Raw genomic sequence first — 13,768 nt, 5'->3', positions numbered from 1 at the left:
TTTAACCGGAAAATCTGCCGGAACTTATGCACCGACTGAATCCCAGTACAACAATAGCGAAGTCAAGGGCTGGCAGTTGATCCAAAAGATGACAGTTCTTCAATTGTCTTATCCGATTAAGTCCAGCTAGCAGATCAGGTGAAGCTTAAAAACTAATTATAGTCTTTGCGTCAATCTAACTGAAATCGTCTGATTCGACTAGGTTTAAACTATAAATTTTGCTAAAGCTTTTATATTCCTTTACTTCACTCACATCGCGATGTGAGTGACGGGGCGATCTCATTCTCATGAGTTTTGCAAGTGATACAGGGCTATAGGGCGGATCGTCAAGAATTCTGAAATTACTACTCAATAAAGTCGAGCCACACCTAAGCGATCGCGTTTAATACGGAATCGGTAATGTTCTAGACCTGTGGAAATGCGAGAATACAGGCAGATATTTACCCCTGAACTTACAGTATGGTTTTGGAACCTGTTCTTTGTCCTAATTGTGGAAGCAATAACGTGGTTAAGCACGGTCGCTCTGAGGAGAGCAAACAACGCTACAAGTATCGCAATAACGCTACAAGTGTCGCAATTCGGAATGCGCTCGCAGCACCTTCATTCGAGACTATGCTTACCCAGGCTATTTGCCCGAGGTCAAACAGCAGATTGTTGATATGGCAGTCAACAGGAGTAGCATCCGAGATACTGCACGGCTGTTGAAGATGAGTCCGACTACAGTGATTGAGGAGTTAAAAAAAAGAACGCCATCTCAAAGCAGTCAATGAAGCTCGTCTAGCCCAGCTTGAACCCACTCAAACCAGTGTCAAACTTTGCCAATGGCAGGATGTAGAGGCGAAAGCGGATGAGATGGGTCGTTTTATTCACTCTAAGCAACAGCAACGTTGGTTATGGCACGCAATTGATCATGCCACGGGCGAAGTATTGACATATGTCTTATCGAACCATCAAGACACAGCTTTCCTCGAACTCAAGTCATTGTTAGAGCCGTTTGGGATTATGCAGTTCTACACGGATGACCATCTTGCTCCTGCGTTTCATACTGTTCATACCGTTGAACACTTAAACCATTGAGCGCAGCATCTCACCTGACGCACCAGAATTAAGCGACTCGCTCGCAAGACGATTTGCTTTTCTAAGTCCATCTGGTTACACGATATAGTCATTGAACTGTTCATCAATCGCTATGAATTTGGCTGGCTGATTTAGAGGTATCCACAGGTCTAGATCATCACCTGCCGAGTTCATCTTGGACGGTAGCGATCGCATCATTAACGCTGACCATGGGCAATGGAAAGGGCACAACTTGAGCAGATTGGGGCGGAACGATCCAGCGGCTTGCTTGGTTGAGTGAATATAAGCTGCCGCATAGCAACAGGCGATCGCCCGCTTGCAAATCGCTGTTGCCGTCGGGAAAACCGATGAATCTTCCTTCCCGGCGAATTGCCTGCACCAACACACCAAACTGGCGGCGAATGTGAACGTCTGCAAGAGTTTTGCCGACCACAGGGCTGATATCAGGCAGTAGCAGCCATTGACAGGCAGCATTTTCGGTTGGCACCATCACCTTCCCGTGTGCCAATTCATTGAAAGCAGCCATTTCTTCTGGTTCGCCCACCACCAGCAGGCGATCGCCCGATTGCAGCATTGTTTTCGCATCGGGATAATCGACTTCTTCGCCACTTTCGCGCTGAATTGCCATCAGGCTGATTCCGATTAAGCGCCGCAGGTTTGTTTCCTCAAGGGTCATGCCAATCAAGGGCGAATCGGTTGGTAAAGGATACCACTGGTTGCCCATGTCTTGAGTCGCTTCTATCAACTCTCGTGACACTTGATAGGCAGGGCGATCAGTTCGCAACCCTTGGTAATGCGCCGTCCGAATCAGTTGCATTTCTCGCTGGATTACGGGCAGCGGCAAACCCAACTCGGTTAGCAAGTGGGCAGAAAGCTCTAGACTGGTTTCAAATTCAGGCTGCACCACTTCCTTTGCCCCAAGCTGATAAAGCAATTCAATATCCTTGGTTTGATTGGCGCGCACCACCACATCCAGATCGGGAGTGAGTTCTAAGGCGCGTTTGAGGCAAAGGCGAGTACTCATCGGATCAGGAAGGGCGATCGCCATGCCTGTCGCCGTCGTCACTCCAGCCTTTTCAAGCACATGCAAACTAGCAGCATTGCCGTAGATGTAGGGGATGTTTAACTCGCGTAGCTCCTGCACGCACCGTTCTGACTGATCAATCACCACCACCGGATAGCTGTGATCCCGCAGCAACCGCACAATGTTGCGACCAATTCGTCCGTAGCCGCAGACCACCACATGGGGCTGCATGGGAATATTTTCAGACACTTCTAGGGGCAAGTCGCTGCCGTCTAACCACGCCTTCAACCAGGGGACGGCTTCTGCCCAGACGAACAACTGCGGCACTAAGCGCAGCACAAATGGAGTCAGCACCAGTGTGACGGCAGTGGTTCCTAAGATCAGCAGGTAAACCTCCCGCGTAATCAATCCCAAGGTTTGCCCTTCGCTTGCCAGCACAAAGGAAAATTCGCCAATTTGCGCTAGCCCTAATCCGGCAATCAGCGCAGTTTTGAGCGGATAGCCAAAGAGCCGCACGATCGGCGCGATCATCAAAAACTTGCCGACAAAAACTAGCGCCACCAAGCCGAGAATGAGTTCCAGGTTGTTCCATAAAAACACGGGATCAATCAACATCCCGATCGCCGCAAAAAACAGAGATGCAAAAATATCTCGCAGCGGCTCCACATAGGTCAGGGTTTGATCGGAGTATTCCACCTCAGAGATCATCAGCCCTGCCACAAACGCGCCCATCTCAATCGACAGTCCCAAATATTCTGTCAGCAGGGCAATACCCAGGCACAGCACCACAATGCAAAGCAAAAACAGTTCCTTGCTTTCGGTGCGGGCGATGACTCGCAGCAATCGCGGAATTACCCAAATGCCAGCGGCGATCGCGCCTAAGCCAAATAAACCAGTCTGCAAGAGTGCCCAACCGATCGCCACTCCCAGTTCTTCCGGTGGCTTGTCTAAGGCAGGCAACACCGCCAGCATCAAGCCCAGTGCCAAGTCTTGTACCACTAAAATCCCCAGCATCACCTGTCCGTGCGGTGTGCCAGTCTCATTCCGCTCCATCAGGCATTTCAACACTACTGCCGTGGAGGAGAGCGACAAAATTGCCCCCAAAAACACCCCTTGGGGAGGAGAAGTGACCCAACCCGTTGCTAAAGATACGACTGCTGTGACCGCGATCGTCAAGACGAGTTGCAAACCACCGCCGCCCAAACTGATGCCTTTCACCTTATTCAGTTCGGAAAATGAAAACTCAACGCCCAAGGCAAACAGCAAAAAGGCAACCCCAAACTGCGCCAGCGTTTCCACCTGCACCAATTCTTTGATTAACCCTAATCCAGCGGGACCGATCGCAATTCCAGCGATGAGATAACCCAGCAAAATGGGCTGTCGCAACAACGCTGCTAAAAGTCCACCTGCCGCCGCTGCCGCCAGCACAGTGACTAAATCGATAATTAATCTAGGGTCTTCTTGCACGGATTCTGAGACTAATAGAAAGAAAAGTTAACGTTTCTAAACACAGCATACCGAGTTTTCTGTGCAGAGGGGAACAGAGGCTAAAAATTTGTGAGAAAGAGGAAGAAGTGTGGATAGAAAGCGTTCTTCAATACCAGCTTTATAGCTATGCTGTGGTCTGGTAATTCTCTGCGTACTACTGGAGCAGAATGCACTCTACAGCACAAGCGCTAAAATGCTTTCAGCTTTGTTGCGATCTCACCAGCAAATATTGCTCCATCGACTTGGTGACGCTGGAGCAACGAACTGGAGATGTGATTATTTTGGCGAAAGAAGAAATTAATATTGAAATTGAACCGAGTGGGAAATGGAGGTTCGTATGAGCGTAAAACCAAACTTTGCTGCAATGACGACACTTGAACTTCGAGCTTATGTCTTGACCCATCGAGACGATGAAGCTGCTTTACAAGGCTACCTTGACAAATTGCATTCTGAGAACCCAGCCTCACGAATATATCAGCCTGAAGAGGATGTGGCTGAAGCGATCGCGGAGTATTTGAAAGGCAAACAGCAACAAAAGACTTCCTAAATTTACCAAGCCGCTCAGATCACGTTATTACGACACCTAATTGATATTCAAGGTTAAGTGGAGTGTGGTGGTCAGTGAGGCTTTGCTTTGAGATTAATGTTTAAAGCAATTAGGATTTGGAATGCCTACTCTTATTCATCGTCGAGTTGAGGAGGCGCGCCAGGGCATCAATCCGGCAGTAATTTTCCGAGTTGCATCAGGCTGGGTAGTTCGGACTCATCTTCAACACTCGTGCGGTATCTCGGATGCCACTACCATTGACTGCCATGGCTACAATCTGCTGTTTGACCTCGGGCAAATAGCCTCGGTAAGCATAGTCTTGAATGAAGGTGCTGCGAGCGCATTCCGAATTGCGACACTTGTAGCGTTGTTTGCTCTCCTCAGAGCGACCGTGCTTAACCACGTTATTGCTTCCACAATCAGGACAAAGAATAGGTTCCAAAACCATACTGTAAGTTCAGGGGTAAATATCTGCCTGTATTCTCGCATTTCCACAGGTCTAGAACACTACCAGAGATCGTTGTTTTATGAAGCTGAATTTTTGAGAAATGCCAGCGTGCTGTAGAGGTGAAAAGCAGAATCTAAGTAGCAATCTTGGGCACGGGATAGAAAAAGCTGAGGCTTCAAACGGCTTAAGGGAACGGTGAAGTCATCGACGGTTTCAGAAAATGCTGTGAAGTCTGACCAAATGGGAACTTGGGGAATCTGTTGCGTTAAACAGGTGAGCAGGTGATTCCAGCGTTGGCGAATAGTATCTGCTTCAAAAGATGCAAGCGCGCCCTGGTTGAAGTTATAACGACTATCGTGTATCCGCAAAATGCAGCGGCGCGATCGCAAATGCAAGTCGCAAAAGTGAGCGTAGTCTTCCACCTTATCTTTCCATTCAGGGCGATCGCGATAGCCTAACTCAACCACTTGGGAAAAGAGTGGCAAAATCCCTTCTACCCGTTGCGTCACCTCCGACCATGGGAACGACAACGAACCCAATTGCCCACTATCGTTTTTACAAACCACGGTAGGATTTGGCTCTAGCGTGGAAAAGTGACTAACGTGAAAAACTTGGATTGCCTCTAACTCTAAAACTGCTGCCCAAAAAACCGGAATTCCGGCTGCTTTTAAAGCTTCTCCTACTGACTGCAATTCAGCAAACGCGCCCGCTCGATAAAGTTTCCAGCCGCGACTGGGCAGCAATGTCTTTGCAGTATAGACATCTAAATTCATCACCGTAGCGAAACGCTTCCCAAGCTGGTTCCGAACTTCATTAGGAACTGCCTCCAAAATCATAAATCCAGGATTGGCGCTGGCAGCTTGTCGAGTCGTGTGGGCGATCGCCTGTGGTTGTGGCTGTTCCCCCACTCCGCCTAATCGCTGCAACCCTTGACGCGCTTGAGCAATCAGCTTGGCATTCGTTTGGCTTTTCAACAATTGCCGATAAATCCCTTCTGCTGCTTTGGTTTTACCAGACACTTCTTGCAAGCGTGCCACATATAGCTGTACCCAAGGATCTTGGGGCGATCGCTTGAGCAATTCCTTTAATAACTGCGCCGCTGTCTGATAATCTTGGCGCTCAAAGGCGGCAGCAACTTGGTCGAGCATAAAAGGAGGGAAGAGGAAATAGGGAAGGCTAATCACCACATCATAGTGTAGGGAAAAATCGGCGATCGCTTCGCCAGTGCGTTTGATTTCTTCACCGAGATTGACAGGAGGCTTCAGCCCACTCCCCGCTGAACTGACTCACGAATCTTCTCTAGGGAAACATCCGCTTGATCCGACTTCGCATAAATGAGTAGCAACAAGATCGATTGCTCAGACAGGATTTGATAGATCACCCGATACCCACCACTTTTACCCGTAGGAATATCACTATTTCGCACTCGTTCCTTCAGCACAACAATATCCAGTCCCACAATGCGATCGCCCTGAAAATCACCCAATTCCAGTCGTACCAGGAAAGGCTGAAGATCGGTCTGAATCTGACGATATCGCTTGGCTAATCCCTTTAAGCGTCGGAGGAACGGTGCAGAAAATAAAATCTCAACCTTGTCCGACTCACTCATAGACCTGATCCCAAAGCTGCTCGATCGGAAACATCATGCCCGATCGGGCGGATCGCACGGCATCCTCTAAATCTGATAGGATAAGCCCCTTCGGTTCATCTTCATCGATCGCAGAAAGTCCCCTTTCCCCACTATCCAACGCCTCTAAAATCTCCGCCCAAAGCGCGATCGGTACCACTACACCGGTCTGTGTTCCTTGGCTATCGGTCACATACTGAACCAACTGCTGGATGTCTTGGACTGACATAGAAGTACCTGTCCTGAATACCACTAATCCTCACTATAAACAATTTCTGATCATGCGATGGATTGGGCGATTCCCCCGGTTCAGCGTCGCTACAGGCTTGGGAGCCGAAGAGGGTGAGGTGAGGTGAAGCAGGCGATCGCCACACAACTCAGTGAGTTCCTGTTTGAGACGGGCAAGGATAGGACTGAGAGTAACATTCATGGTGATGGGGCGTGATCGCAAATCTTGGTTTCATTTTAGCCGGGGCGATTCGTGCTTCTTTAGTACACTGAAGTCATCGTAACGACCCAGTTAAGCGATCGCAGGTGAACTCAAATGCAACAACAAATCTTCATCCACTACTCCAAAGACGAACAGGCGTTTTGCAGTTCCTAAACGTTTTGCAAGTACCAGTGGAGTCGGTCATCTGCTTCTGAATATCGAGCCACGATGCCCAAGGCTTCTAGGCTTTCGAGGCAGGTGAGAATAACATTTTTTTGGCGAGTTGCACCTTTGAACTGTGCAGCAATTTGGTCGATTGTCCATTCGCCGCTTTGGGTGCGGAGCAAGTCGCGAACGGCTGCTAGTTGGTCTTTGAAAGCTTTGGGAAATTTCTGTTGTTCGACAGGGGCGATCGCGCTTTCAACTTCGATTTCGGTAATGCCTTCAATTACTCGCTGAGTCTGAGTTTCGCCCGGTGCCTGATACTCTGGACGCAACCAGCGAATCAAACCATTGCGTTCTTCCTCGGCTCGTTCAGCATTCAACGCTACCAGCCTTTCTAGGATGGTTTCATCGACTTCACTCTTGGTTCTGCCTTCTGCTTTTAAATCCTCCCATCCATAAGCCTCAAACACGGCTGCATCTAGCTCGTCGTGGATTTGTTTGAGTGTGGAAACTAAGGCTTTGTTGTTGAATGCCCGATCGCTCTCGGTGAGTGGTTGCCCTGCGCGGATCTTTTCCAGCAGGTTATACATGGCGGTGATGGTGACTTCGGGATGCTGTGCCTGAACGCGCTTGCGGTGGGAATCGAGTCGTTCGCCCAGTTCACGGATTTTTTGTTTTTGTTCTGGTGTGGGTTCTGGGAAGGGGAAGGGATCGAAGCATCGGGTTTTTGTATAGACAGGTCTATCTTCTAAAGTTCCGCCTGCTGCAAGTGCCCAAGTGACATGAATTTTACTAGAGAGAATTCCTAAGAAGTAAGCATTTTCAAAGGCGATTGCAATTAGCCTATTATCAGGAACTACATCTTTATCCAGAAATACAAATACACGATGTTTTGCTGTTTCTACTGTAACAATGTATCTTTCAAGCTCCTTCAAAGCTGGTCTTAAAGTAGCCCTTGCTTCACCATATATCCACCAATTGTCTCGCAGTGCTTTACGGTTGTTAGTATCACGTTCAGGTTTAACTCGTTCATAGATCCACTGATACACAGTTGGGTATAACGTCTGTACCTGCGAAATTGATAATCCAAATAAATCAATCGTGTATAGTCCTCTTGGTCGATCTGTTATATCTCTTCCATGAAGATATGGTTTAACCACAAAGCGTATTTGGTCATCAGTCTCGTATCCTAAGAGAGTTGCTTCTTGTGGAGTAACTAGAAAACCTGCTCCTGTCATCTTCATTCCAGGACAAGATAGGCTTAGATTCGCTTTTAGCTTGACTGTGCTGCTAACATCAGCCCCAGCGTGAAGATCACTAAATATTTTCGTGACTTGCTGAAACTTAACTTCAACTTTTTCTGCTGAATCTTCCGGTGTTCCTGCATCAATTTCTTGAACAACGGTTCCAAGCTGGGCGACTCGAACGATATTTGATGAATCAGCTTGTCCGCTGGTCATGGCAATTCTGACGGCTGCGCCTTCCTCTTCTACCCAAGGATGATCCGCGATCGCAAAGATCAAGCGAATCGGGTCTTTTTGGTTTTGGTGAAACTCAATCACTTTTCTTTGTCGAACTTGATGAATGCTATTTGTTGTGATGAAGCCAAATCGAGTAATGATGTTTGCTCTGGTGAGTTCGGCGGCTTTGTGCCACCAATACATGACAAAATCAACGGTTTCCGGCACATCTGGATAGACTTGGCGCAGCGTTTCTGCATATCCATCACCCAAGCGATCGCGCATTCTGGCATTGCCAATAAACGGCGGATTGCTGATTACATAATCTGCTTCCTGCCACTCCGCCGATCGCGCATTAATATATCGATAAATCGGAATCTGATCACTCGGATCGGGCACGTTTTCGCCTGTCACCGGATGTTTCATCGTTCGTCCGCCCCATCGCGTTCTCACCTTGCCCGTCTTCGGGTCAACGTCTTCCACCTTGCCGTCATATGCCAGCACCGCATCTCGACATTCGATGTTGTTGTACTCACGCAGCACAGGTTCCACCGGGGGAAGGTTACCAAACCGTCGGAAGTGCCACTGCAAATAGCCAATCCAGATCACCAGATCCGCGATCGCTGCCGCACGCGGGTTTAGCTCAATCCCCAAAAACTGTTTGGGAGTAATTTGAATACGGTTTAGTGCAAGTCGCATTTGTGCTTGTCCGGTGATGTCTTCCAGCCGTTTCAACACTTCAGTTTCTAGCTGCTGCATCAAGTCCAGCGTCACATACAAGAAGTTGCCCGTGCCACACGCCGGATCAAGAATTTTCACCTCGCTCAGTTGGGTAATAAAAGCTTCCAGCCCTGCAACAGCCTTCTTCTTTTGGGCAGCAGTCGGCTCGATATCCACATCCCCCAAGATCTGCTTCACTTCGCCCTGCACCAGATCCCACTGTTCTCGCAACGGCTCCATCACCACCGGACGCACCAACCGCTCCACATAGGATCGAGGGGTATAGTGTGCCCCCAGCTTGCTGCGCTCCTTAGTATCCAGCGCCCGCTCCAGCAACGTGCCAAAAATCGCAGGCTCCACATCCTTCCATTCCCGCTTGGCTGCCCGTAGCAAAACCTCAAGCTGCTCAGTGGTCAAATCAAACGCGATCGATTCAGCAAACAAGCCCCCATTAAACTGCAACAACCTGCCATAAAAGCCAAACGGGGTGCCATCATTCATCGCTTGCCAAAGGCTTTCCACCTCCGGCTTAAAACTTTTGGGATTGAGCAACCAGCGCGTCTCCAACGCCTCTGTAAACAAATGCTCCTTCAGCAATCCCACATCCTCGGCAAACATCGTAAAAATGCAGCGCATCAAAAAGTGGGCAACTTCTTGCGGTTCATGCAGACCTTCCAACCGCTTCGATAACTCCGCTAAATCTGCCGCCACTTCTCGCGTCACCTTCGCGGCAATTTTTTCGGGGTTGCGCTTCTGCGGATCGGTAAATATATCCACAAATAGATCAAAAATCTCTGGCTGGCGCAGATCGGTGAGCGCAATATCCCGCCGTGCCCCATAGCCGCCATAATCCCCGTTAAAGCCTAGCCAAAGCTCAAAGTGATCGCCAATATCACAGGTCAACAGAAACGGCGGTTTGCTACTCAAGTTGCGGGTATAGGCGATCGCTTGCACAAATGCCGCCTCCATTGCCTTCAGGTAAGTATTCGTGCCCCGTTTTGCCGTACCCTTGCCTGAGCGATCGCCGCCCTGCTTTGCCTCAATTAAAAAGTGATCGGCTTTGTAGAAGTCAATATAGCCCGGTGTTTTCTTGCCACTGGGATGATAGATGGTGATGTTTTTGTCAAAGCAATAGGGATCATCCGTCACACTACCTTTCGCATCGGGGCGGGCAACTCCCAACGCATCACACAGTTCCGAAAAGAACATCTGATAGTTCGCGCGTTCATTTCCGCTAGAGTGCTGCCAGCGATCAATAAACGACTCAAGCGTGTCTGCGGTTGTGGTCATATGGCTTTTGAGCTTGGGGCAATCAGAGGAAGTGGGGTTAGCTGTCGTTGGGCGATGGCGATGCGGTCACCTTGCGGGAAATTGAAGCCTGGAAACTGCCGAATGTGTCGTTGTTTGTGTTGAGTGCCTGTAAAACCGGGGTAGGCGGCAAGTTGGGCAATGGGCTGGAGATTTTGGGGTTTGGCTACCAGATGCAGCGGACTGGATCACGGGCGGCGATCGCGTCTCTTTGGGCAGTCCAAGATGACGGCACCTCCGTATTGATGAGTAAATTTTATGCGGCGCTGCAAAAGGGAAATTCTAAGGCAGAAGCACTGCGGCAGGCGCAAATCGAATTGATCAATGATGGCAATTATCGCCATCCACTGTATTGGGCACCCTTTATCTTGATCGGCAATGGGCTGTAATGGCGCGAAGGCTGCTCATTCGTCATTCCCCCGATTGCTCCACATAGACCGATCCCTGCTCTTGCCCATTCAGGGGAATGCTTTTGAAGCGGAGACTGCCTGTAATCACGACTTCTTGACCTGATTCAGGGGGCTGTTTTTGGGTGAGCACCCAAAGCTTGCCCGTAGAGTCCTGAAGCTCATACACGGTGCCATTCAAAATGGGTACGCGATCGCCCACTACGCCTTTCACGGTCACCACCGAATTCCGATCCATCGTTTTTTGCACCTCTTGGATTGGGATTGTTTTTGGACTGACTATTTCACCCGTGCCAGTACCTCCACTGCTTTCAGAAGCGGCTTTTCCCCCACAACTAGCTAAGGCGATCAAGAGTCCCAGCACAATCCATCGCTGACCTAGCAATAGTTCTGGTTGCCATGCCCTAAAGGTTAGCCCATTAAAATTTGGAAGATTGATATCCTCCCCAGCCTGAAGGCGTGGGGATTCCCTATCTAGAAATTCAGACATTGCTGTTCTCCTAATAGATGAGTTGACGCTTCATAGGTTGCAACCAAACTAGGCTTGGATTTACGTCTTCCTCCACTCTCCAGAACCCGCATATTTAAACCCGTCCCGCCAATTAGATTAGCAAAACGCTAGCGCCGAATTCCAGACTACACGAGTGCAGCCAAATAACTTGGATAGCGATTCAACCTGTTTAGGGTTGCGTGTTTTTTTCGGCTAAGTGATGAGGAGTTTGCATGGCTTGAAGCATACTGCTCTGCTGCAAATAGAACAAAATCGGATGTATGTAAGAGAAGTAGTCCGCAAGCTAAAACCCTCGAAGAAAAAACCGTTCTCAAAGAGCGGGGCTTGAATCCCATTTTTCCGGTCAAATAAGCATTCGCCGGAAAATGTCTGCCAAAAAACGGTAGATTTTAATGAGACGTTCTGAGTATTCCCTTCGTACTTTTCCTTTGGTGTTTCGCCCTACTCTTTTCCTACTTTTGCTATGACTGATGCCTATTCTCAGCCTATTCGCGAATGGTGGGCACAGCGCTGGATCGATGTGTTGGAATCGTTCGGCTGGACGCGACGATTAGCCCGAGCGCGAATTTATGCACGCGAAGGAAATGTGTTGAGCATTGAGTTTAATGGCGAAAAAGTGGCTGCCCTGGTTCAGGGAACGGCTCCAGAACCCTATAAGGTGACATTATCGCTTGACCCATTCACTGAAGAGCAATGGAATTATGTGATTGAGTCCATGTCGCAGCGGGCGATTTTTTCTGCTAAGTTGCTCGCTGGAGAAATGCCGCAAACGATTGAGGAAGTCTTTACAGGGAATGGTTTGAGCCTGTTTCCATTTACTAAGTTTGATATTCACAGTCGGTGTTCTTGCCCTGATCCCGCTAATCCTTGTAAGCATATTGGCGCGGTCTATTATCTGTTGGGCGATCGCTTTGGTGAAGATCCCTTCGTTCTTTTTCAATTACGGGGGCGCAGCAAGGAGCAAATTATCGAAGCCTTGCGCCAAACTCGTAGCCAAGGTGGAGATGGACATTCAACCATTCAAGAAACTAGTTCATTTCTACCTTCCCCCATCTCCTCCCCTGCTTTCAATCTAGAGAAATTTTGGTATTATACCGATGAATTAGAACCCTCTTTAGTGGTGATTGCGCCGCCGCCCAGTAGTGAAACGGTTTTAGATGTGTTAGGCACAATTCCGTTGAAGATAAGCGATGGCGATGCGACGGTGGCTACAAAGGCGGCTCAAAGTGCAATGCAACACTTAAAGGAAATCTATCAAAGCGTCAGCCAGCAGGCAATTTTGACGGCGATGACTGTCTCTTCTCCCAAAGCGGAATCAGAGCGTTAAAACTTTTTTAGATGCCGTTGGTAGATCAATGTAAAGATTTCTAAAATAAAGAAGACCACCTAAGCAATCGGTAGAGTTCTTTTTTATGGCAAGTGACAGCGATCGCAAAAGGCGTATCTTGGAACATCTATCTCGCAGTACGGGAGACTTTAGCAAGAGATCCACGGGCAACACCTCTGAGCGTAAGCAAAAAATTATGGATCATGCTCGACGGACAAACGGATAGCAGATTTCCTTTAAATTCATGCTCTAGATTCTCATCTACTGCGCCCCCGATTCTCATCTCAATGAAAATTTGGGGCGTTTTAGTTGTTTGCGTCTATCCTAGTACGGCAATCCCCCGGCTGCATAATCAATGAATTGCGTAAAAGTAAAAAGAAGAATTGATGTAGTTTCTAAAGTTTGCAAATAATTTCATAAAATTCTGCTTTTCTTAAGGGGAACCTTCGAGTAATCTAGTTAAACTAAAAAGAAATCTGAGAGTCTGTTACATAACTTTATAAAGTCGGTGTTTTAATTAAAATGGAACTAAAGAAGGGAGGCGTTGTGAATACACGATTGATCCAATTTTTGAAAGAAGAATTGGCAATTTCTGATAGTGAGATTGCGATCGCGCAACGTCATCAAGAATTTACCCCAAGCCTGTTGCCCATGATTTTGTGGCAATACGGCTTGGTTACTCTGGAAGATTTAGACCGAATTTTTGATTGGATGGAAACGGCTTAACGTAGTTGAGCCTTAACGCAGTTGAGCAGGCTTATATAGTCGCGTTGGGGGCGGTGGGGCACCAATCGAACTTTGCATCGCATTCATTTTTTGATTGAGTTCGCGAATCCGCCGAGACAGTAAGCGAATAATATTCACCGCAATACCTGGAGTTTCTTCAATCGCCTCATATAACTGCTGCTGCGTGAGGACGAGGCATTCCGAGGGAGCTAACGTTGTAACCGATGCGGAGCGAGGTTCGGCATCAAATAAAGACATTTCTCCAAAACACGCTCCTTGCTCAAGCAGCACGAGTTCTTGGCTTTCAATGTGAACGCGCACTTTGCCCGACACCACAATGTAGAGCGATCGCCCTTCCTGCCCTTGGGTAAAAATAGTATGGTTACTCGGAAAGGCAAGCTCGTCCATCACCGAGGCTAAGCGTACTAAAAACTCTTCCCGCAGTTCTTTGAAGATTGGGACTTCTCGAATAAATAAAACTCTTTCAAAACTAGACAGCATAG

At 48.3% G+C, this 13,768-nt stretch carries 14 protein-coding genes and 3 pseudogenes; 7 read left to right on the top strand and 10 right to left on the bottom strand.

Annotated elements, in window-relative coordinates:
- The first annotated feature begins 459 nt into the window (after positions 1-459).
- Positions 460-1,212: pseudogene (locus AC1S5B_RS07230) on the top strand (IS1 family transposase).
- Between the two features lie 22 nt (positions 1,213-1,234).
- Here AC1S5B_RS07230 and AC1S5B_RS07225 read toward each other — a convergent pair.
- Complete coding sequence (locus AC1S5B_RS07225) at positions 1,235-3,568, bottom strand: monovalent cation:proton antiporter family protein (RefSeq protein ID WP_482035001.1); 2,334 nt, start codon at positions 3,566-3,568, stop codon at positions 1,235-1,237.
- A 188-nt stretch (positions 3,569-3,756) separates the two neighbouring features.
- On the opposite strand from AC1S5B_RS07225, the gene AC1S5B_RS07220 reads away from it, so the two are divergent.
- Complete coding sequence (locus tag AC1S5B_RS07220) at positions 3,757-3,930, top strand: DUF6888 family protein (RefSeq protein WP_482035000.1); 174 nt, start codon at positions 3,757-3,759, stop codon at positions 3,928-3,930.
- Positions 3,927-4,136: a DUF6887 family protein gene (locus AC1S5B_RS07215; RefSeq protein ID WP_482034999.1), complete on the top strand. Its 210-nt coding sequence runs from the start codon at positions 3,927-3,929 to the stop codon at positions 4,134-4,136. Before AC1S5B_RS07220 ends, AC1S5B_RS07215 begins: the two co-directional genes overlap by 4 nt.
- Before the next feature lie 211 nt (positions 4,137-4,347).
- On the opposite strand, the pseudogene AC1S5B_RS07210 reads toward AC1S5B_RS07215, so the two are convergent.
- The 6 genes and pseudogenes from AC1S5B_RS07210 to AC1S5B_RS07185 form a co-directional block, all read right to left on the bottom strand.
- Positions 4,348-4,584, bottom strand: a pseudogene (locus tag AC1S5B_RS07210) (IS1/IS1595 family N-terminal zinc-binding domain-containing protein); the annotation flags it as partial.
- 77 nt (positions 4,585-4,661) lie between these two features.
- Positions 4,662-5,732 carry a tetratricopeptide repeat protein gene (locus tag AC1S5B_RS07205; RefSeq protein ID WP_482034998.1) on the bottom strand — a complete coding sequence of 357 codons (1,071 nt, stop codon included), beginning with the start codon at positions 5,730-5,732 and terminating at the stop codon, positions 4,662-4,664.
- Positions 5,733-5,845: 113 nt separating this feature from the next.
- Positions 5,846-6,193: a type II toxin-antitoxin system RelE/ParE family toxin gene (locus AC1S5B_RS07200; RefSeq protein ID WP_482034997.1), complete on the bottom strand. Its 348-nt coding sequence runs from the start codon at positions 6,191-6,193 to the stop codon at positions 5,846-5,848.
- A complete protein-coding gene (locus tag AC1S5B_RS07195; protein ID WP_482034996.1) occupies positions 6,186-6,440 on the bottom strand; it encodes a hypothetical protein in 255 nt (84 codons plus the stop codon). Before AC1S5B_RS07195 ends, AC1S5B_RS07200 begins: the two co-directional genes overlap by 8 nt.
- 33 nt (positions 6,441-6,473) lie before the next feature.
- Complete coding sequence (locus AC1S5B_RS07190; RefSeq protein WP_482034995.1) at positions 6,474-6,641, bottom strand: hypothetical protein; 168 nt, start codon at positions 6,639-6,641, stop codon at positions 6,474-6,476.
- Positions 6,642-6,811: 170 nt separating this feature from the next.
- A complete protein-coding gene (locus AC1S5B_RS07185; protein WP_482034994.1) occupies positions 6,812-10,276 on the bottom strand; it encodes a class I SAM-dependent DNA methyltransferase in 3,465 nt (1,154 codons plus the stop codon).
- Between the two features lie 47 nt (positions 10,277-10,323).
- On the opposite strand from AC1S5B_RS07185, the gene AC1S5B_RS07180 reads away from it, so the two are divergent.
- Positions 10,324-10,683, top strand: a complete 360-nt coding sequence (locus tag AC1S5B_RS07180) for a CHAT domain-containing protein (protein ID WP_482034993.1) — start codon at positions 10,324-10,326, stop codon at positions 10,681-10,683.
- A 22-nt stretch (positions 10,684-10,705) separates the two neighbouring features.
- Here the strand turns inward: AC1S5B_RS07180 and AC1S5B_RS07175 are convergent, their stop codons facing one another.
- Entirely contained in the window at positions 10,706-11,191 is a 486-nt protein-coding gene (locus AC1S5B_RS07175; RefSeq protein ID WP_482034992.1) for a hypothetical protein, read from the bottom strand.
- A gap of 117 nt (positions 11,192-11,308) precedes the next feature.
- Positions 11,309-11,377, bottom strand: a pseudogene (locus AC1S5B_RS07170) (helix-turn-helix domain-containing protein); the annotation flags it as partial.
- A gap of 298 nt (positions 11,378-11,675) precedes the next feature.
- Between AC1S5B_RS07170 and AC1S5B_RS07165 the strand changes: the two are divergent.
- From AC1S5B_RS07165 to AC1S5B_RS07155, 3 genes are all read left to right on the top strand, one after another.
- The gene (locus tag AC1S5B_RS07165) at positions 11,676-12,539 is read left to right on the top strand and encodes an SWIM zinc finger family protein (RefSeq protein WP_482034991.1); all 864 of its coding nucleotides are present in this window, start codon (positions 11,676-11,678) and stop codon (positions 12,537-12,539) included.
- A gap of 85 nt (positions 12,540-12,624) precedes the next feature.
- Entirely contained in the window at positions 12,625-12,765 is a 141-nt protein-coding gene (locus AC1S5B_RS07160; protein WP_482034990.1) for a hypothetical protein, read from the top strand.
- 320 nt (positions 12,766-13,085) lie between these two features.
- Positions 13,086-13,265: a DUF2949 domain-containing protein gene (locus tag AC1S5B_RS07155; protein ID WP_482034989.1), complete on the top strand. Its 180-nt coding sequence runs from the start codon at positions 13,086-13,088 to the stop codon at positions 13,263-13,265.
- Between the two features lie 12 nt (positions 13,266-13,277).
- On the opposite strand, the gene AC1S5B_RS07150 is transcribed toward AC1S5B_RS07155, so the two are convergent.
- Positions 13,278-13,766: a Crp/Fnr family transcriptional regulator gene (locus tag AC1S5B_RS07150; RefSeq protein WP_482034988.1), complete on the bottom strand. Its 489-nt coding sequence runs from the start codon at positions 13,764-13,766 to the stop codon at positions 13,278-13,280.
- Positions 13,767-13,768: the final 2 nt, after the last annotated feature.

The organism is Leptolyngbya sp. CALU 1928 (assembly GCF_056784215.1).
The sequence above is the reverse complement of the archived record's forward strand: the minus strand, read 5'-3'. Positions and strand labels throughout refer to the sequence as shown.

Excerpts from the sequence above, each read along its gene's own strand:
- AC1S5B_RS07220 (WP_482035000.1), top strand. The coding sequence starts at position 3,757 with ATGCACTCTACAGCACAAGCGCTAAAATGCTTTCAGCTTTGTTGCGAT.
- AC1S5B_RS07215 (WP_482034999.1), top strand. The coding sequence starts at position 3,927 with ATGAGCGTAAAACCAAACTTTGCTGCAATGACGACACTTGAACTTCGA.
- AC1S5B_RS07205 (WP_482034998.1), bottom strand. The coding sequence starts at position 5,732 with ATGCTCGACCAAGTTGCTGCCGCCTTTGAGCGCCAAGATTATCAGACA.
- AC1S5B_RS07200 (WP_482034997.1), bottom strand. The coding sequence starts at position 6,193 with ATGAGTGAGTCGGACAAGGTTGAGATTTTATTTTCTGCACCGTTCCTC.
- AC1S5B_RS07195 (WP_482034996.1), bottom strand. The coding sequence starts at position 6,440 with ATGTCAGTCCAAGACATCCAGCAGTTGGTTCAGTATGTGACCGATAGC.
- AC1S5B_RS07190 (WP_482034995.1), bottom strand. The coding sequence starts at position 6,641 with ATGAATGTTACTCTCAGTCCTATCCTTGCCCGTCTCAAACAGGAACTC.
- AC1S5B_RS07185 (WP_482034994.1), bottom strand. The coding sequence starts at position 10,276 with ATGACCACAACCGCAGACACGCTTGAGTCGTTTATTGATCGCTGGCAG.
- AC1S5B_RS07175 (WP_482034992.1), bottom strand. The coding sequence starts at position 11,191 with ATGTCTGAATTTCTAGATAGGGAATCCCCACGCCTTCAGGCTGGGGAG.
- AC1S5B_RS07165 (WP_482034991.1), top strand. The coding sequence starts at position 11,676 with ATGACTGATGCCTATTCTCAGCCTATTCGCGAATGGTGGGCACAGCGC.
- AC1S5B_RS07160 (WP_482034990.1), top strand. The coding sequence starts at position 12,625 with ATGGCAAGTGACAGCGATCGCAAAAGGCGTATCTTGGAACATCTATCT.
- AC1S5B_RS07150 (WP_482034988.1), bottom strand. The coding sequence starts at position 13,766 with ATGCTGTCTAGTTTTGAAAGAGTTTTATTTATTCGAGAAGTCCCAATC.